This is a genomic window from Shinella yambaruensis, assembly GCF_022899355.1.
Classification (GTDB): Bacteria; Pseudomonadota; Alphaproteobacteria; order Rhizobiales; family Rhizobiaceae; genus Shinella; species Shinella yambaruensis.
In genome coordinates this window covers 1-15454 of the sequence record NZ_JALJCK010000024.1, presented here as the reverse complement: position 1 = coordinate 15454, position 15454 = coordinate 1, and the positions used below count along the sequence as shown (strand labels likewise).

Sequence of the window (15454 nt, the reverse complement as noted above, 5' to 3'; positions counted from 1 at the left end):
GTGAAAGCCCGCGCGACGGGCGGTCAGTCGCCGCGCTGTTGCGAGCCTTCGATCTCGTACCATACCTCGCCATGCTCGCTGCCCGGGATCGGATCGGGAAAGTCGCCGGAAACCGTTCGGGCGTGCCGCATGCCGATCTTTTCCATGACGCGGCGCGAGGCATGGTTCACCGCCATCGTGGTCGCCACGATCTTTTGATAGCCGGCATGGGCGAAGCCCCAGGAAACGAGCGCGGACGCCCCTTCCGAGGCCAGCCCCCGGCCCCATTCCGCCCGGCGCAGGCGATAGCCGAGCTCCGCCAGCGTCTCGCTTTCCGGCCACAGGCAGAACCACCCGACAAAGACGCCGTCAGCCGTCCGGCGCGCCGTCCAAACGTACGGTTCCGTGCCCGTCGGCATGAGGAAGGTCGCGTTCGGGTCGGCCGTCTTGCGATCGACGGCATATCCCCCGTTCAGAAAGCGCATGACCTGCGGATCACGCTCCAGATCGATGAAATCCGCGCGGTCGCCAGGGCGGCAGGGACTGAGCGTCAGGCGCGCCGTCTGCAAGACGGCCATCGTCTACTCCGCCGGCTTGAGCTCAGCCGCCGCAAGGCGCCTTGCCCGCGCCGTGCGCAGCATGGAGCTGGAATAGAGGATGAGCGCGGCCCAGATGAAGGCGAAGGCGATGAGCTTCGTCGTGCCGAAGGGTTCGTCGAAGGCGAAGACGGCGATGATGAAGATCATCGTCGGCGCGATGTACTGCATGATGCCGATGGTGGAAAGGCGCAGCAGTTTCGCGCCATTGGCATAGATCATCAGCGGGACGGCGGTGACGACCCCTGAGGCCAGAAGCCAGAGCACGTCCGCAACGCCCGTATCGCCGAAATGGCCCTGCCCCGAAGATTCGAGCCAGAGGATATAGCCGATCGCGGGGACGCTCAGCAGCAGCACCTCCAGGAAGAAACCCTGGTTCGGGCCGACCGGCAGCGTCTTGCGGAAGAAGGCGTAGAACCCCCAGGAGATGCAGAGACCGATGGACACCCACGGCAGGCCGCCGGCATCGAACGCGAGGATCGCCACCGCCAAGGCGGCAAGCCCGATCGCCACCATCTGCGCACGGTCGGGCTTCTCCTTCAGGAGGACGGCGCCGAGGAAGATCGAGAAGAGCGGGTTGATATAGTAGCCGAGCGCCGTCTCGATCGCGCGGCCGGCGCCGATGGCCCAGACGTAGATGCCCCAGTTGAAGGTGATGAGCGTCGCCGTCAGCGTCGCCATGGCCAGCATGCGCGGCGAGCGCAGCGCCGCCTTGATATCGGCGGTGCGGCCGAGCCAGACGAGCACCAGGCCGGCAAGCGGCACGGACCAGACGATGCGGTGCGCCACCACCTCGGAGGCGGGAATGTGGGCGACGGCCTTCATGAAGAAGGGCAGGAACCCCCAGAGCACATAGGCCGTCAAGGCGAAGGCGAAACCGCGCGGCGAATCGCCGGTCTCGAGGCCGCTGGTGGATTTTGCATCGGCCATGGTGTGGCATCCCGTTATTTTATGGATTTTCCGTCGGGATACTCCAAAGGACGGTTATGCACCAATTCATTCCGGTGAAGGGACGATGAGTGCCGCTGAACCTTGCCCCTACTCCGCCGCCGCACGCCCCGCTTCGCCGCGGTTCTTCATGAGCTTGTAGACGATGGAATCCATCAGCGCCTGGAAGGAGGCGTCGATGATGTTGTCGGAAACGCCGACCGTCCACCAGCGTGCACCCGTCGCATCGGTCGATTCGATCAGCACGCGGGTAATGGCCTCGGTGCCGCCATTGAGGATGCGCACCTTGTAGTCCGCAAGTTCCAGGTCGGCGATCTCGGCCTGGAACTTGCCGAGGTCCTTGCGCAGCGCAAGGTCGAGCGCGTTGACCGGGCCATGCCCTTCCGCGACCGACATCATCGTCTCGCCGTCGACGATGACGCGCACGACCGCCTCCGACACGGTCTTGAGCTGGCCGTTGGCGTCGTAGCGGCGCTCGACCATCACGCGGAAGCTCTCGACGTGGAAGAAATCCGGCACCGTGCCGAGCGTGCGGTAGGCGAGCAGCGCGAAGCTCGCATCCGCGCCCTCATAGGCATAGCCCGTCGCCTCGCGCTCCTTGACGATCTGGATGAGGCGGTCGAGCTTCGGATCGTCCTTGCCGACGGTGATGCCGCGCAGTTTCAGCGCATTGATGAAATTCGCCTTGCCGCCCTGGTCGGACACCATGACCTTGCGCAGGTTGCCGACGCTTTCCGGCGTCACATGCTCGTAGGTGCGCGGATCCTTCAGGAGCGCCGAGGCGTGGATGCCGGCCTTGGTGGCGAAGGCGGACGCTCCGACATAGGGCGCCTGATGGTCCGGCGAACGGTTCAGCAGCTCGTCGAAGGTATGCGCCAGCTTGGTGAGGCCGGTGAGGTCCTCCGTGTCGATGCCGATCGAAAAGCGCTCCGCATAGGCTTCCTTCAGCGCCAGCGTCGGGATCAGCGTCACCAGATTGGCATTGCCGCAGCGCTCGCCGATGCCGTTCAACGTGCCCTGGATCTGGCGCACGCCGGCCTCGACGGCGGCCAGCGAATTGGCGACGGCCTGTCCCGTGTCGTTGTGGGCGTGGATGCCGAGGTTCTCGCCCGGCACGCCGGCGGCGATCACAGCCCCGACGATCGCCTGCACCTCGGAGGGCTGCGTGCCGCCATTGGTGTCGCACAGCACCACCCAGCGGGCGCCGGAGGCATAGGCCGTGGTGGCACAGGCCAGCGCATAGTCCGGGTTGGCCTTGTAGCCGTCGAAGAAATGCTCGCAGTCGACCATGGCTTCGCGGCCGGAGGCGACGACGGCCTTCACCGATTCGGCGATGCTCGTCAGGTTCTCCTCGTTGGAACAGCCGAGCGCCACGCGCACATGATAGTCCCAGCTCTTGGCGACAAGACAGATCGCGTCGCTCTTCGAATCGAGGAGCGCGGCAAGGCCCGGATCGTTGGAGGCCGAGATACCGGCACGCTTCGTCATGCCGAAGGCGACGAATTTCGCGCGGCCGGTGCGCTTCTTGGCGAAGAAAGCCGTATCCGTCGGGTTGGCGCCCGGATAACCGCCCTCGACATAGTCCAGGCCGAACGCATCCAGCAGGCCGGCAATGGCGATCTTGTCCTCGACGGAAAAGTCGATGCCGGGCGTCTGCTGGCCGTCACGAAGCGTGGTGTCGAAAAGGTAGATACGGTCTTTTTTCATCTGTTCCCTCCCTGGGAACCCATTGAACATGTCAGGTCCGCCCCTCATCCGGCTGCCGCCACCTTCTCCCCGCAAGCGGGGAGAAGGGATATGCCGCACCGGTTTCCTCCAGCCCGAATCTCGCGTTCGGCACGTCCCCTCTCCCCGCCTGCGGGGAGAGGGTCAGGGTGAGGGGCAGCCTCTCAGATCTTCCCCGCGAACTTGTCCGTCGCGTAGATCAACCGGTCGAGGATGCCGGGCTCCGAATAGGCGTGGCCCGCCCCCTCGATGAGGTAGAACTCCGCCTCCGGCCAGGCCTTGTGCAAGGCCCAGGCCTGCTTTGCCGGGCACGGCATGTCATAGCGCCCGTGCACGATGAGGCCGGGAATGCCCTGCAGCCTGTGCGCATCGCGCAGGAGCTGCCCCTCCTCCAGCCAGCCGGCATTGACGAAGAAGTGGTTCTCGATGCGGGCGAAGGCATGGGCGAACTCGTCCTCGCCGAACTTGTCGCTCGTCGAAGGCTCCGGCAGCAGCGTGATGGTTTCGCCTTCCCACAGGCTCCAGGCCCTGGCGGCGGCGATGCGCGTCGCCTTGTCGTCGCTCGTCAGGCGGCGATGATAGGCATGCATCATCTCGCGCCGCTCTTCCGGCGGGATGGGCGCGATGAAGCGCTCCCACTTGTCCGGGAACATCTCCGAGACGCCGAACTGGTAGTACCAGTCGAGCTCGGCCCTGGTGAGGGTATAGATGCCGCGCACCACGAGCTCGGACACCCGATCCGGATATTTTTCCGCATAGGCGAGCGCCAGCGTCGAGCCCCAGGAGCCGCCGAAGACCAGCCACTTCTCCGCCCCGGCCATGGCGCGCAGCCGCTCGATATCGGAAACGAGATGCCAGGTCGTGTTGGCCTCCAGTTCCGCATGCGGCGTGGACTTGCCGCAGCCGCGCTGGTCGAACAGCGTCACGTCGTAGAGCGTGGGATCGAACAGGCGGCGGTGGCTCGGCGAGATCGTGCCGCCCGGGCCGCCATGCAGGAAGACGGCCGGCTTGGCGCCGGGCGTTCCGACGCGTTCCCAGTAGATGCTGTGCCCGTCGCCGACATCGAGATGGCCGCAGGCATAGGGTTCGATTTCGGGATAGAGGCTACGCAGGGTCTCGTTCATAATTTCATTCCGTGGGCAGGCCAGTTTTCGGTTTCATGGTCGGGGTGCTGGAAGGAGATGATCTTCTCCTGCTGGCTGTAATAGTCCGGGTCCTGGTGAACGGGCGCGGAAAAGATCGTGTCGACCCAGGCAAGCCGTGCGTCGAAATTCACCTGGATCTGCGGGGCGAGGTCGTCGCGCTTGTCGAAGGCGCCGATGGCGATCTCCAGCCCGCCGGGATGCCTGTAGGTGAGCGGCGTGCCGCATTGCCTGCAGAAGCCGCGGTCGATGTTGATCGAGGACTGGAAATAGGCCGGCTCGTCGCGCGGCCACTCCACCTCGCCCTTGACGGTGACGAGCGGGCCGAAAAAGCCGCCGAACTGCTTCTGGCACATGCGGCAATGGCAGATCGACGGGCGGCCGAGCCCGCCCTTGATGCGGAAACGCACGGCGCCGCACTGGCAGCCCCCGGTTCTTGTCTCTTCCTGTTCGACGCTCATGACGGCTCCTTCAACGATAGGCGGAATAGACGACGACGGCGACCACCACGGCGGTGATCAGGATCAGCTTGCCGGCGATGAGATAGAGCCACTTGCGGGGAAAGCCGAGTTCCGGCCGGGGCGCGGTCATGGAATGTCCTCCGGCGGCCAATGGTCCGTGTCATAGTCCGGGTGTTGGCGGTTGGAGGCGCGGACCACGATATGGCGCGCCTCGCCGAACTCCCCTTCGTCGCTTTCGCTCTCGGGCAGCTTCGCCAGTTGCACGAACCAGACGAGCCGCGATTCGACGCCCGCCTGGGCAATCGGGCGCACATCGTCCGGATCGTCGAGCGAACCGAGCGTCACGTTGATATGGTCGGCGGCGAGCGCATCGTAGAACAGCGGCGTGCCGCAATCGCGACAGAAGCCGCGGCGCACGATTTCCGAGGACTGGAACCAGCCGGCTTCGCCGCGCGTCATGGAGAAACGGTCGCGCGGCGCATTGGCGAGTGGCAGGAAATAGTTGCCGGCCGCCTTCTGGCACATGCGGCAATGGCAAAGATGCGGGTCGCCGAGCGTGCCCTCGACCCGGTAGCGCACCGCGCCGCACTGGCAGCCGCCGGTATAGATGCGTGAAATGCTCATGGCTCGCGCTCCGGCGGCCATGCGTCCGTGTCATGGTCCGGGTGCTGGTAGGAGACGAGGTCGGCGAGGAAGGACGCCGCGTCCTGGTCCGCCATCGTCTCCTCGCCCGGCAGGCCGGAGATCGCGTCCACATAGGGCAGTTTCGCCTCGATGCCCCACTGGATGCGCGGGGCGATCCCGGCCGGATCGTCGAAGGCGGCGATGGTCAGCGCCACGCCGTCCGGCGCCTCGTAGGTCAGCGGCGTGCCGCAATCGCCGCAGAAGCCGCGATAGCCGTGGTTCGACGACCGGAACCGCTTCGGCGCCCCCCGCGTCCAGGTGAGCTTCGCCTGTCGCACCGAGACCAGCGGCAGATAGAAATTGCCGCTCGCCTTCTGGCACATGCGGCAATGGCAGACCGACGCATCACCAAGCGCCCCCTCGACATGAAAGCGCACGGCACCGCACTGGCAGCCGCCTGTGTAGAAGGGTGTGGTCATGATTGCCCCTCCCTTGCCCAACGGTCCTCTTCGAGCGTTGCGAGAATATGACGGCAGACACCGTCGATATCGTTCAAGATTTCGTCATTCCAGAATCGTAGAACAAGCCAGCCGTCCTCTTCGAGGCGCGTCGTCCGATTGGCATCATAGTCGAGCGAGGCACTCAGCGCGTGTTGAGAACCATCGACCTCGACGATGAGGCGGTGCGCCGGGCACGCAAAATCGACAATGTAGCCGGCAATCGGCATCTGTCGCCGAAAGCCGAGCCCCATCAGTCGATGGGCGCGAAGTTCGTTCCAAAGAGCAAGCTCGGCTTCGGTCAAAACCTTGCGCATGCGACGCGCGCGAACGCGATTGATGGTCGATACCTTCCCGTGTGGCACGATACCCCCCTCTGTCACTTCGTGACATCTCCCCCACAAGGGGGGAGATTGGGCGACATCATAAACCGGCCACGCAACCGCAACCAAGAATGGCTTTCCAACACCAACCCCGCGCACTTCCGATCTCCCCCCTTGTGGGGGAGATGTCACGAAGTGACAGAGGGGGGTGGTCTGGTTCACCGCCTCACCTCCCACGTCGTCACGCGCTCGCCCGTCCCGGGATCCTTGCCGTCCTTCAGCTGGATGCCCTTTTCGGCGAGGTCGTCGCGGATCTTGTCGGCTTCGGCGAAGTTCTTCGCCTTCAGCATTTCGAGGCGGAGCTGGATGAGCGTTTCGATACTGTCCTCGAGCGCCTTGGAAACCTCGGCCTTCTTCGGCAGGACGCCGAGCAGCTCGGCGCTGGCGGCGAAGACCGGCAGCATCAGCGGATCGGCATTGGCGCACTGGGCGAGCGCGTGCAGCGCCTGCACGGCCGCGACGGTGTTGAGATCGTCGAGGAGCGGCGCGCGCACGCTTTCGTCCACGCGGCCCTCGGCCGGATTGCCGCCGGCGGGCCATTTGGCGAGCAGGCGTTCGGCCTCCTCCAGCCGCTTGACGCTGAAGTCGATCGGCTCGCGGTAGTGCGTCATCAGCATGGCGAGGCGCAGCACCTCGCCGGGCCACTTGCGGCCACCGAACTTCTCCTCGTGCAGGAGTTCCGAGATCGTGAAGAAATTGCCCTCGGACTTCGACATCTTGCGGCCCTCGACCTGCAGGAAGCCGTTGTGCATCCAGACATTCGACATGACCGGCGTGCCGTGCGCGCAGCGCGACTGGGCGATCTCGTTCTCGTGATGCGGGAAGATGAGATCGAGGCCGCCGCCGTGGATGTCGAAGGTCTCGCCGAGATAGGCGGCGGACATGGCGGAGCACTCGATGTGCCAGCCCGGGCGGCCGCGGCCCCAGGGGCTTTCCCAGCCGGGCTCCTCCGGCGAGGAGAGCTTCCAGAGCACGAAATCGCCGGGATTCCTCTTGTGCGCGTCGACGGCGACGCGGGCGCCCGCCTGCTGTTCGTCGAGGTTGCGCTTGGAGAGCTGGCCGTAGTCGGCCATGGATTGCGTGTCGAACAGCACCTCGCCGCCCGCCTGGTAGGCGTGGCCGCGCTCGATGAGGCGCTCGATCAGCGTGATCATGTCCACCTTGCCGTCGCCGCGCGGCTGGACGAACTCGGTGGCGCGCGGCTCGTGCGTCGGCTGCATGGCGCCGAGCGCGGCGATGTCCGCGTGGAACTGGTTCGCCGTCTTCTCCGTCACCCGGCGGATCGCCTCGTTGAGCGAGAGCCTGCCGTCCTCGATCTCCTTTCCGAAATCGCGCAGCGCCCGGGCGTTGATCTTGTCGTCGACGTCGGTGATGTTGCGGGCATAGGTGACGTGGTCCTCGCCGTAGACATGGCGCAGGAGGCGGAACAGCACGTCGAAGACGATGACCGGCCGCGCATTGCCGATATGGGCGAAGTCGTAGACCGTCGGGCCGCAGACATACATGCGCACATTGTCGGGATCGATGGGAGCGAAGGGCTCCTTCGAGCGCGTGAGCGTGTTGTACAGCGTCAGGACCGGCTTTTCGGCCATGGAAATCTCCCCAAAGGCGTAGACCCGGCTGGCCGGGGCGTTGTCATCCGGGGATTTTGAGGGACGAAAACGGCCGGGCCAGCGCGTGCGCTAGCGAATAATGCTCCGGCGAATGCAGAGTACCGTTTTCATGGCCTGCTTTATCGCGCCGCGCGTGCGTCCGGTCAAGCGGGCGCGGCGCCTTCCGGGACGAAATTCTCGCCGAGGCTCCCCTGTTCCCGCGGTGACACACCCGCCCCTGCCGGCATGGGAAAAGAAGGACGAGGCCGGCAGAACCCGCCGGCGGACAGAAGGGACAGGACCATGAAGACCCGGAAGACAGACATGCGCCCCGAGACAGACCTTGCCACCCGCTACAATCCGATCGGCATCCGCGCCGTCGCCGCGGCCACACTGATGGCAAGGGGCCGGCCGGCCCCGAGGAAATGAATGTTTGCGACCGTCACAATATTTGATCGTGAAAACCTGTCTTTTCAGCCGCTTGCCGCAGAGCGATCAAAGTTTGAGCAGAATTTGGCCGAATGGGTCGCGTAAATGCATAGCCCATTGGGGGTAGCAACCGGGGGAAACAGACGGGGCTGCCTGACACTTCAGGAGAAAGACGATGTCGACCGTAAGGAAGCAGCCGCTGCAGAACCCTGCAGCAAACGAAAACCTGCAGGCGCGCTACAAGCCGCTCGGCCTGCCCGCCGTGGTGGCTGCCACGCGCTGCAAGCCCGAAGCGAAGACCGAGGTCAAGCGTCCCAAGCGCGATATCCCGGCCGTGCTTCAGCCGCTCTACGACTGAGGCGCTTCGAGACCACTTCGCCGGTATGAAATCAGAACAGCGAAAGCTGGTCGGATGACGATGGGGGCGCGTCCGCGCCCTTTTTCTTTTCCGCAGGCGCCTCTTCGGCCCGCTCCTCCACCGGCTCCAGGATATCCGGCCCCATATTGGCGACCTTGCCCACCTTGTCGGACACCGGGATCGCCTCGAAGAAGCCGTCGTCGATCGGCTTCATCAGGTCGGTCACGTCGCGCGGCTCCTGCGTCTTGCAGTCGAGCCAGCGCGAAAAATCCTCCCGGCGGATGACGACGGGCATGCGGTCGTGGATGCGGGCGATGTCGTTGTTCGCCGCCGTCGTCAGGATCGCGCCGGTATCGACCTCCGAGCCGTCGGCGGACGACCATGTCTCCACCAGCCCGGCAAAGGCGAGGATCTCGCCCTTCTTCGGGCGGATCCAGTAGGCCTGCGCCTTGGCGCCCTTGCCCTCCGGCCGGCGCCATTCGAAGAAGCCGGAGGCCGGCACGAGGACGCGTCGATGGCGCATGGCGGCGCGGAAGGAGGCCTTGCCGATCGCCGTCTCGGCACGCGCATTGATGAGCAGCGGAAAGTCGCGCGGGTCCTTCACCCAGCCGGGCATGAAGCCCCAGCGCACCAGCATGGCCTTGCGCTCCGGCAGGTTGCTGCCGGGCTGTTGCCGTTCGCCCGCGACGATGACCAGGATCGGCTGCGTCGGGGCGATGTTGTAGCGCTCCGGCAGGTCGTCCAGTTCGGCGAGGTCGAAATAGTCGCGCGCAAGATCCCGCTTGGCCAGCAATGCAAATCGTCCACACATGGCATCGTCATCGCACTTTGCCTATAAGGGGTCAATCGAGCGCAACCGGACCGGACCGCGATGAAGATATCCAAGACGCCCCAGCCCGCCTCCTCCGCCATCATCGAGCGCGACGGACGCTATCTCCTGGTCCTGCGCAGCAACCCGCCCTCGGCCGACATGTACGCCTTTCCCGGCGGACGCGGCGAAGAGGGCGAGACGCCGGCCGAGACGGCGCTGCGCGAACTCTTCGAGGAAACCGGCATCCGCGCCGAAAAACCCAAGCTTTTCGCGACCTACGACCTGCCCGGCCGCGAGGACGGCCCCGGCAGCCCGTCGTTCCGCCTCTCGGTCTTCAAGGTGAAGGCGGATGCGACGGCCATCGCCGTCGCCTCGGACGATGCGGCGGCGGTCGGCTGGTATACGGCCGAGGAAATAAGGACGCTGCCGGCGCCCGACAGCGTGCGCGAATGCATCCGGCGGCTCGAGGCGGAACGGACGGGGCAGGACGCATGACGGTGATTCGGCTCGCCCTCCTCCTCGGCCTGGCGCTTGCCGCGCCCGCCTTTGCCCAGCAGGCGAAGGGCGACGCGAAGGAAACGCCGTCGGCAGCGGCCGTCGAGGAAAAGCCGGCGCCCTATGACGAACGGCTGGAACGGCTCTCGGAAATCCTCGGCGCCGTGCACTACCTGCGCAATCTGTGCATGGACAAGCCGGAGGACGGCTGGCGGGCCTCCATGCAGCGCCTCATCGAGCTGGAAGCTGCCAACGAGCCGAAAAGACAGGAAAAACTGACCGCGGCATTCAACCGTGGATATCGTTCCTTCGCCGCCATCTATACCGCTTGCACCGACTCGGCTGTTGTCGCAGAAGAGAGATACCGTAACGAAGGTGCAACACTTGCCACAGAAATTACCGCGCGCTTCGGAAATTAGCGGTTAATTAACCTCTTTTTACAGGACCCAGTGCCGTTTTGGGAAAAGGCTGCTAAGGTCGTTAACAGTCAAGTAAGAACTGAATGCCTCGCATGGACCGATCAATGGAACCTACTCTCAACGATATCGACGAGATGATCGTGCACGAGAAGATGCAGGCCGCTCTGGAACACCAGAACGAGGCTTGGGCCGACGGCATGGCTGATGGCATCGAACCGGAAATCATCGCCGATGCCGCGATCGCGCTTGCCATGCGCGAAACGATCCGCATCCATGGCGAACGTGGCGCGGAGGCGATGCTCGAATCGCTGCGCGAGCGCATGCTGGCCGGAGAATTCTCCCCCGAGCGCATCCTGCAATAGGCTGGAAAGACAGGTCATGCAGACGTCGACTGGCGGCAAAACGCTGTTTCGCAGCAGCCTCATCGTATTGTCGGTACTTTTCACGACGACAGCGCTGGTGGCGCCCGCCCGCCCCGCCTTCGCCCTCAGCGAGCTGAAGAACGAGCAGGGCCAGGTGCAGCAGAAGCCGGCCGAGGGCAGCGAGACACCGCCCGTCGAGGAGGAGCAGGAAGAAACCGGCCCCCTCGAACTGCCGATGCCCGACCCGCTGATTCGCCGCAACGAAGCCGTGACCGAGCCCTCGGACGGCACGCCCGCCGCGGACGACAAGGCCGCCGACGAGCCCGAGGTTCCGGTCGAGTTCCTTTCCGACATCGCCAAGGCGCCGGAGCCCGTGCGCCGCATGCGCGAGCTCATCGTGGAGGCCGCCGCCTCCGGCGATATCGAGCGCCTGCGCCCCCTGCTCGGCAAGGGCATGACGGAAACGCAGGTCTCCATCGTCGAGACCGACGAAGGCCCCGTCGAGACCCTCAAGGGCCAGTCGGGCGACGACGAAGGCATCGAGGTGCTGGCGATCCTGCTCGACGTGCTGGCGACCGGCTTCGTGCATGTCGGCAAGGGCACGGCGGACGAGCTTTATGTCTGGCCCTACTTCGCCGAAAAGCCGCTCGCAACGCTGACGCCACCGGAAAAAGTGGATCTGCTGCGCATCGTGACGGCCGGCGATTTCGCCGACATGAAGGAATTCGGCAGCTACAATTTCTACCGCGTCGGCATCACGCCGGATGGCCAGTGGAAGTTCTTCGTCACCGGCGACTGAGCCTTACAGGGCCTTGCTCCAGGCATGATCGGGATGGGCCAGCGCGAGGCCGGCCTTCAGCCAGCGCCGCTCGGCCGCGTCAAGCCGCGGCAGCGCCCTTGCGAAATCCGCCTCGTCCTTGCCGCGCCGGTACTTTGCCTTGAAGAGCAGGATGATCTCGGGCGCGAGATAGGCGATGCCATCGGCGGTCCTGCGCACGGCCTCGGCGCGCGGCCGGCGGATCGACGGGTCGCGCTTGTAGACCCAGGTCTCCGGCCTGCCGTCCTCCAGCATCATGTCGACACGCCAGCAGCCCGCCGCCACATCCTCGCACCAGACCTGCGCGATGCCTGACGGCGGCACATCGTCCGGGCCGAGCGGCTCGACATGGCCATCGCCGGCCGCATGAAGGCGCAGGCCCGGCAAGGCCGCGCGGAAATGGATGAAGTCGGCGCGCAGGATGGTGAATTCGAGGTCCTCGTGCGGCCGCGTCTCCTCCCCGTGCCAGAGATCGAGCGCCCAGCCGCCCGCGACGCACCAGGGCCGCGCGACGCCGGCAAGCCGGCGGGCGAGCTCCCGCGGATGCCAGGCGGCCCATGCATCGTGGGGAAGTGTCGTTGCGGCGGTCATGGCGGAGCCCCTGTCCTCTCGTGGCCGTCCTTCTCCCCCATCCGGAAGCGGAGGGCAAGACGGCGCGACCTTGCGAAAGGCGCCCGGTCGTTCTACCTCTGTTTCAACGGGTGCGATCATGCACCGCCCGCTGCCGCATGGTGCCGGCGGGCGCAAAACCTGGATCGAATCATGCCTTCCGTCACGCTTTCCGGCCGCGCCTTCCTCCGCATTTCCGGTGCCGATGCCGAAACCTTCCTGCAATCGCTCATCACCACCAACCTGCCCGACCTCCCGGCCGGCGAGATCCGTCCCGGCGCCCTTTTGACGCCGCAGGGCAAGATCCTGTTCGACTTCCTGATAAGCCGCGACGGCGACGGCGCCTTCCTGATCGAGACGGCGGACGAGCAGCGCGATGCGCTGCTGAAGCGGCTGACCATGTACAAGCTGCGCGCCGCGCTCGATCTCGCCGCCGTCGAGGGGAACGCGGTGACGACAAGCTGGGACGCCGCCGAGGCGGACGCCCCGCAGGACGGCCGCTTCGCGAAGGCAGGCCTTGCCGTCTCCCGCCGCCCGGGCGCGGGCGGCAGCGACGACCCGGCGCTTTACGAAACCCTGCGCATCGGCGCCGGGCTCGTCGAAGCCGGCCGCGACTATGCGCTCGGCGATGCCTTCCCGCACGACGTGCTGCTTGACCTCACCGGCGGCCTTTCCTTCCGCCAGGGCTGCTATGTCGGCCAGGAGGTCGTCTCCCGCATGCAGCACCGCGGCACAGCGCGCCGCCGCCCCGTCATCGTCAGCGGCGAGACCGCCCTTCCCGCCACGGGCACCGAGCTTCTGGCCGGCGGCAAGCCGATCGGCACGCTCGGCAGCGTGTCCGGCACGCGCGGCCTTGCCATCGTGCGCATCGACCGCGCGGCCGACGCCATGCATGGCGGCACGCCGATCACCGCCGACGGCATGCCCGTCACCGTCGCCCTGCCGCAGTGGACGGGCCTTGCCTTCCCGCAGGAAACCGCCGAGGTGCCGGCGCAATGAGCGCAGCCGCCCGCGCCAAGACGGAGCCCCGGGCCTGGCAGCGCATGCTGTCCGGCCGCCGCCTCGACCTGCTCAATCCCTCGCCGCTCGACATCGAACTGTCCGACATCGCGCACGGGCTGGCCCGTGTCGCGCGCTGGAACGGCCAGACCAACGGCGACCATGCCTTTTCGGTCGCGCAGCATTCGCTGGTCGTCGAGGCGATCTTCCGCCAGCAGAACCGCTGCAATGCCGACGACTGCCTGATGGCGCTGCTGCACGACGCGCCGGAATACGTGATCGGCGACATGATCTCGCCCTTCAAGGCGGTGGTCGGCGGCGGCTACAAGACGGTGGAAAAGCGGCTGGAGGCGGCCGTGCACCTGCGCTTCGGCCTGCCGCCCGCCACCCCCGCGAGCCTGAAGGCCAAGATCAAGAAGGCCGACCAGGTCGCCGCCTTCTTCGAGGCGACGGAGCTTGCCGGCTTCTCCCATGCCGAGGCGGTCAAGTTCTTCGGCGCGCCGCGCGGCATCACGCTGGAGATGATCGAGATCGCGCCGTTGCCCGCCACCCTCGCGCAGCAGCGCTTCGCCGATCGCTTCGAAGCGCTGGAGCGGGAGCGCGGCCCGCTCGCCGCGGCGGTGTGACGCGATGGGTACGATCGTCGTCGCGCCGCTCGGAAAGATCGCGGAACTCGCCGTGTGCCACCGCTGCCGCGACATGCTGAGCCTTGTCGCGCCGAAGCAGAATTTCCACCGCCCGGCCATCATCGCCGCCGATCGCCACCTGATCGTCGGCGTCAACGACATCGCCTTTGCCGGCACCGGCAGCCTCGTCGCGCCCGGCGAGGAACATGTGGCCGCGATCATCGGCTTTGCGCACGGCTGGGACCGGCAGGCGCCGCTGCTCGTCCATTGCATGATGGGCGTTTCCCGTTCCCCCGCCGCCGCGCTGATCGCCGCGCTCGCCGTGGAACCGGACCAGGACGAGCACGACCTCGCAATGCGCCTTCGCCGCGCCTCCGTGCAGGCGACGCCGAATGCCCGGCTGGTCGAGATCGGCGATCATGTGCTGTCGCGCGGCGGGCGGCTCGTCGCCGCCGTCCGGGCCATCGGCCGCGGAGCCGACTATGTCGGCGACAGCCCCTTCGTCTTTTCCGCCGCGCCGCAGACGCTGCAGCCATGACGGAGAGCCGCGCCCGCCCGCCGGTCGAGATCGGCCTCAACGCGGCGGTCGTCGCGATTTCCGGCCGCAGCCCCTGCATCCTCGCCATCGGCGGGGGGGCGGGCGGCCGAGACGCCCTGCCCTTCGGCCCCTTCGACCCGCACCAGCACCGCACCTTCGAGACGAGCCTGCGCGCCAGCGTCGAGGCGCAGACGGCGCTGAAGCTCGGCTATATCGAGCAGCTCTACACCTTCGGCGACCGCGGCCGCCAGAAGCTGCCGGACGAGGCCGGCACGCACATGGTCTCCGTCGGCTATATCGCGCTTACCCGCACCGATGCGGAGGCGAACGAGCAGCTGGCGGAAGCCGGCGCCGCCTGGCGCGACTGGTACACCTACCTTCCCTGGGAGGACTGGCGGCAGGGACGGCCGGCGCTGATCGACCAGCTCATCCTGCCCGCCCTGAAGGCCTTTGCGGCCGACAACATGCGCGAGGAACGAGCAAGCGCCCTGCCCTCGATGCGCACGCGCCTGCGCCTCGCCTTCGGCCTCGACGATTTCCCCTGGGACGAGGAGCGTGTGCTGGAACGCTACGAGCTTCTCTACGAGGCCGGCCTTGCCGAGGAGGCGGTGACGGACGGGCGCACCGGATCGTGCCATCCCGCTCCCGGCATCGCCATGCGCCACGACCACCGCCGGATCCTTGCGACCGCGATGGCGCGGCTGCGCGGCAAGATCAAGTACCGCCCGGTGATCTTCGAGCTGATGGCGCCGGAATTCACGCTCACGGAGCTGCAGGCAACGGTGGAGGCGATCTCCGGACGGCACCTGCACAAGCAGAACTTCCGCCGGCTGGTCGAGGGCGCCGAACTGGTCGAGGCGACGGGCGGGTCCACCGCCGCCACCGGCGGGCGCCCCGCCGCGCTCTTCCGCTTCCGCCGCCGCATTCTCGAGGAGCGTCCCGCGCCGGGGCTCAAGGTCGGCATGCGCTAGGTGTTTGATCCCACGGTTTGATGGTGTGATCCTTTCTGCAGAATGGAAGGAAGCACTATGGGACAAGTTCGTC

Annotated in this window: 20 protein-coding genes; 9 read left to right on the top strand and 11 right to left on the bottom strand. The window is 66.4% G+C overall.

Annotation, left to right across the window (positions count from 1 at the left end):
• Positions 1-23 precede the first annotated feature (23 nt).
• The 9 genes from MUU56_RS31345 to cysS form a co-directional block, all read right to left on the bottom strand.
• The gene (locus tag MUU56_RS31345) at positions 24-557 is read right to left on the bottom strand and encodes a GNAT family N-acetyltransferase (protein ID WP_245082742.1); all 534 of its coding nucleotides are present in this window, start codon (positions 555-557) and stop codon (positions 24-26) included.
• A gap of 3 nt (positions 558-560) precedes the next feature.
• Positions 561-1505 carry an EamA family transporter RarD gene (gene rarD, locus MUU56_RS31340; protein ID WP_245082740.1) on the bottom strand — a complete coding sequence of 315 codons (945 nt, stop codon included), beginning with the start codon at positions 1503-1505 and terminating at the stop codon, positions 561-563.
• A gap of 108 nt (positions 1506-1613) precedes the next feature.
• Positions 1614-3230: a citramalate synthase gene (cimA, locus tag MUU56_RS31335; RefSeq protein ID WP_245082738.1), complete on the bottom strand. Its 1617-nt coding sequence runs from the start codon at positions 3228-3230 to the stop codon at positions 1614-1616.
• Positions 3231-3412: 182 nt separating this feature from the next.
• Positions 3413-4372: a prolyl aminopeptidase gene (pip, locus tag MUU56_RS31330; RefSeq protein WP_245082736.1), complete on the bottom strand. Its 960-nt coding sequence runs from the start codon at positions 4370-4372 to the stop codon at positions 3413-3415.
• Positions 4369-4851, bottom strand: a complete 483-nt coding sequence (locus tag MUU56_RS31325) for a GFA family protein (RefSeq protein WP_245082733.1) — start codon at positions 4849-4851, stop codon at positions 4369-4371. The genes pip and MUU56_RS31325 overlap by 4 nt, the downstream gene beginning before the upstream one ends.
• Positions 4852-4977: 126 nt before the next feature.
• On the bottom strand, positions 4978-5475 hold the full coding sequence (locus MUU56_RS31320) for a GFA family protein (RefSeq protein ID WP_245082730.1): 498 nt from the start codon (positions 5473-5475) through the stop codon (positions 4978-4980).
• Positions 5472-5954 (bottom strand): GFA family protein, encoded by a 483-nt coding sequence (locus MUU56_RS31315; RefSeq protein WP_245082727.1) that lies wholly within the window; start codon positions 5952-5954, stop codon positions 5472-5474. The genes MUU56_RS31320 and MUU56_RS31315 overlap by 4 nt, the downstream gene beginning before the upstream one ends.
• A complete protein-coding gene (locus MUU56_RS31310) occupies positions 5951-6289 on the bottom strand; it encodes an endonuclease domain-containing protein (protein ID WP_245082724.1) in 339 nt (112 codons plus the stop codon). Before MUU56_RS31310 ends, MUU56_RS31315 begins: the two co-directional genes overlap by 4 nt.
• Before the next feature lie 224 nt (positions 6290-6513).
• Positions 6514-7947, bottom strand: a complete 1434-nt coding sequence (cysS, locus tag MUU56_RS31305) for a cysteine--tRNA ligase (RefSeq protein WP_245082721.1) — start codon at positions 7945-7947, stop codon at positions 6514-6516.
• A gap of 604 nt (positions 7948-8551) precedes the next feature.
• On the opposite strand from cysS, the gene MUU56_RS31300 reads away from it, so the two are divergent.
• Positions 8552-8734 carry a hypothetical protein gene (locus MUU56_RS31300; RefSeq protein ID WP_245082718.1) on the top strand — a complete coding sequence of 61 codons (183 nt, stop codon included), beginning with the start codon at positions 8552-8554 and terminating at the stop codon, positions 8732-8734.
• A gap of 31 nt (positions 8735-8765) precedes the next feature.
• On the opposite strand, the gene MUU56_RS31295 is transcribed toward MUU56_RS31300, so the two are convergent.
• Positions 8766-9545: an SOS response-associated peptidase gene (locus tag MUU56_RS31295; protein WP_245082716.1), complete on the bottom strand. Its 780-nt coding sequence runs from the start codon at positions 9543-9545 to the stop codon at positions 8766-8768.
• Positions 9546-9605: 60 nt separating this feature from the next.
• On the opposite strand from MUU56_RS31295, the gene MUU56_RS31290 reads away from it, so the two are divergent.
• The 4 genes from MUU56_RS31290 (at position 9606) to MUU56_RS31275 (ending at position 11620) form a co-directional block, all read left to right on the top strand.
• The gene (locus tag MUU56_RS31290; protein ID WP_245082714.1) at positions 9606-10040 is read left to right on the top strand and encodes an NUDIX hydrolase; all 435 of its coding nucleotides are present in this window, start codon (positions 9606-9608) and stop codon (positions 10038-10040) included.
• Positions 10037-10459 (top strand): TIGR02301 family protein, encoded by a 423-nt coding sequence (locus MUU56_RS31285; protein WP_245082712.1) that lies wholly within the window; start codon positions 10037-10039, stop codon positions 10457-10459. Before MUU56_RS31290 ends, MUU56_RS31285 begins: the two co-directional genes overlap by 4 nt.
• A gap of 92 nt (positions 10460-10551) precedes the next feature.
• Positions 10552-10821 (top strand): hypothetical protein, encoded by a 270-nt coding sequence (locus MUU56_RS31280; protein WP_245082708.1) that lies wholly within the window; start codon positions 10552-10554, stop codon positions 10819-10821.
• Positions 10822-10837: 16 nt separating this feature from the next.
• Positions 10838-11620 carry a hypothetical protein gene (locus tag MUU56_RS31275; RefSeq protein WP_245082705.1) on the top strand — a complete coding sequence of 261 codons (783 nt, stop codon included), beginning with the start codon at positions 10838-10840 and terminating at the stop codon, positions 11618-11620.
• A 3-nt stretch (positions 11621-11623) separates the two neighbouring features.
• On the opposite strand, the gene MUU56_RS31270 is transcribed toward MUU56_RS31275, so the two are convergent.
• Entirely contained in the window at positions 11624-12229 is a 606-nt protein-coding gene (locus MUU56_RS31270; protein WP_245082702.1) for a nucleotidyltransferase domain-containing protein, read from the bottom strand.
• Between the two features lie 171 nt (positions 12230-12400).
• On the opposite strand from MUU56_RS31270, the gene ygfZ reads away from it, so the two are divergent.
• The 4 genes from ygfZ to MUU56_RS31250 are packed head-to-tail and all read left to right on the top strand — an operon-like array spanning position 12401 to position 15381.
• A complete protein-coding gene (gene ygfZ / locus MUU56_RS31265) occupies positions 12401-13246 on the top strand; it encodes a CAF17-like 4Fe-4S cluster assembly/insertion protein YgfZ (RefSeq protein WP_245082700.1) in 846 nt (281 codons plus the stop codon).
• Positions 13243-13872: a YfbR-like 5'-deoxynucleotidase gene (locus MUU56_RS31260; RefSeq protein ID WP_245082697.1), complete on the top strand. Its 630-nt coding sequence runs from the start codon at positions 13243-13245 to the stop codon at positions 13870-13872. The genes ygfZ and MUU56_RS31260 overlap by 4 nt, the downstream gene beginning before the upstream one ends.
• Before the next feature lie 4 nt (positions 13873-13876).
• Positions 13877-14410: a tyrosine phosphatase family protein gene (locus MUU56_RS31255; protein ID WP_245082694.1), complete on the top strand. Its 534-nt coding sequence runs from the start codon at positions 13877-13879 to the stop codon at positions 14408-14410.
• Entirely contained in the window at positions 14407-15381 is a 975-nt protein-coding gene (locus MUU56_RS31250; RefSeq protein ID WP_245082692.1) for an NUDIX hydrolase, read from the top strand. The genes MUU56_RS31255 and MUU56_RS31250 overlap by 4 nt, the downstream gene beginning before the upstream one ends.
• Positions 15382-15454: the final 73 nt, after the last annotated feature.

Coding starts and splice junctions, on each gene's coding strand:
- cimA (WP_245082738.1), bottom strand. CDS start 3,230: ATGAAAAAAGACCGTATCTACCTTTTCGACACCACGCTTCGTGACGGC.
- MUU56_RS31250 (WP_245082692.1), top strand. CDS start 14,407: ATGACGGAGAGCCGCGCCCGCCCGCCGGTCGAGATCGGCCTCAACGCG.
- pip (WP_245082736.1), bottom strand. CDS start 4,372: ATGAACGAGACCCTGCGTAGCCTCTATCCCGAAATCGAACCCTATGCC.
- MUU56_RS31325 (WP_245082733.1), bottom strand. CDS start 4,851: ATGAGCGTCGAACAGGAAGAGACAAGAACCGGGGGCTGCCAGTGCGGC.
- rarD (WP_245082740.1), bottom strand. CDS start 1,505: ATGGCCGATGCAAAATCCACCAGCGGCCTCGAGACCGGCGATTCGCCG.
- MUU56_RS31345 (WP_245082742.1), bottom strand. CDS start 557: ATGGCCGTCTTGCAGACGGCGCGCCTGACGCTCAGTCCCTGCCGCCCT.
- MUU56_RS31310 (WP_245082724.1), bottom strand. CDS start 6,289: ATGCGCAAGGTTTTGACCGAAGCCGAGCTTGCTCTTTGGAACGAACTT.
- MUU56_RS31315 (WP_245082727.1), bottom strand. CDS start 5,954: ATGACCACACCCTTCTACACAGGCGGCTGCCAGTGCGGTGCCGTGCGC.
- MUU56_RS31280 (WP_245082708.1), top strand. CDS start 10,552: ATGGACCGATCAATGGAACCTACTCTCAACGATATCGACGAGATGATC.
- MUU56_RS31300 (WP_245082718.1), top strand. CDS start 8,552: ATGTCGACCGTAAGGAAGCAGCCGCTGCAGAACCCTGCAGCAAACGAA.
- MUU56_RS31255 (WP_245082694.1), top strand. CDS start 13,877: ATGGGTACGATCGTCGTCGCGCCGCTCGGAAAGATCGCGGAACTCGCC.
- MUU56_RS31270 (WP_245082702.1), bottom strand. CDS start 12,229: ATGACCGCCGCAACGACACTTCCCCACGATGCATGGGCCGCCTGGCAT.
- MUU56_RS31285 (WP_245082712.1), top strand. CDS start 10,037: ATGACGGTGATTCGGCTCGCCCTCCTCCTCGGCCTGGCGCTTGCCGCG.
- MUU56_RS31295 (WP_245082716.1), bottom strand. CDS start 9,545: ATGTGTGGACGATTTGCATTGCTGGCCAAGCGGGATCTTGCGCGCGAC.
- MUU56_RS31290 (WP_245082714.1), top strand. CDS start 9,606: ATGAAGATATCCAAGACGCCCCAGCCCGCCTCCTCCGCCATCATCGAG.
- cysS (WP_245082721.1), bottom strand. CDS start 7,947: ATGGCCGAAAAGCCGGTCCTGACGCTGTACAACACGCTCACGCGCTCG.
- MUU56_RS31275 (WP_245082705.1), top strand. CDS start 10,838: ATGCAGACGTCGACTGGCGGCAAAACGCTGTTTCGCAGCAGCCTCATC.
- MUU56_RS31260 (WP_245082697.1), top strand. CDS start 13,243: ATGAGCGCAGCCGCCCGCGCCAAGACGGAGCCCCGGGCCTGGCAGCGC.
- MUU56_RS31320 (WP_245082730.1), bottom strand. CDS start 5,475: ATGAGCATTTCACGCATCTATACCGGCGGCTGCCAGTGCGGCGCGGTG.
- ygfZ (WP_245082700.1), top strand. CDS start 12,401: ATGCCTTCCGTCACGCTTTCCGGCCGCGCCTTCCTCCGCATTTCCGGT.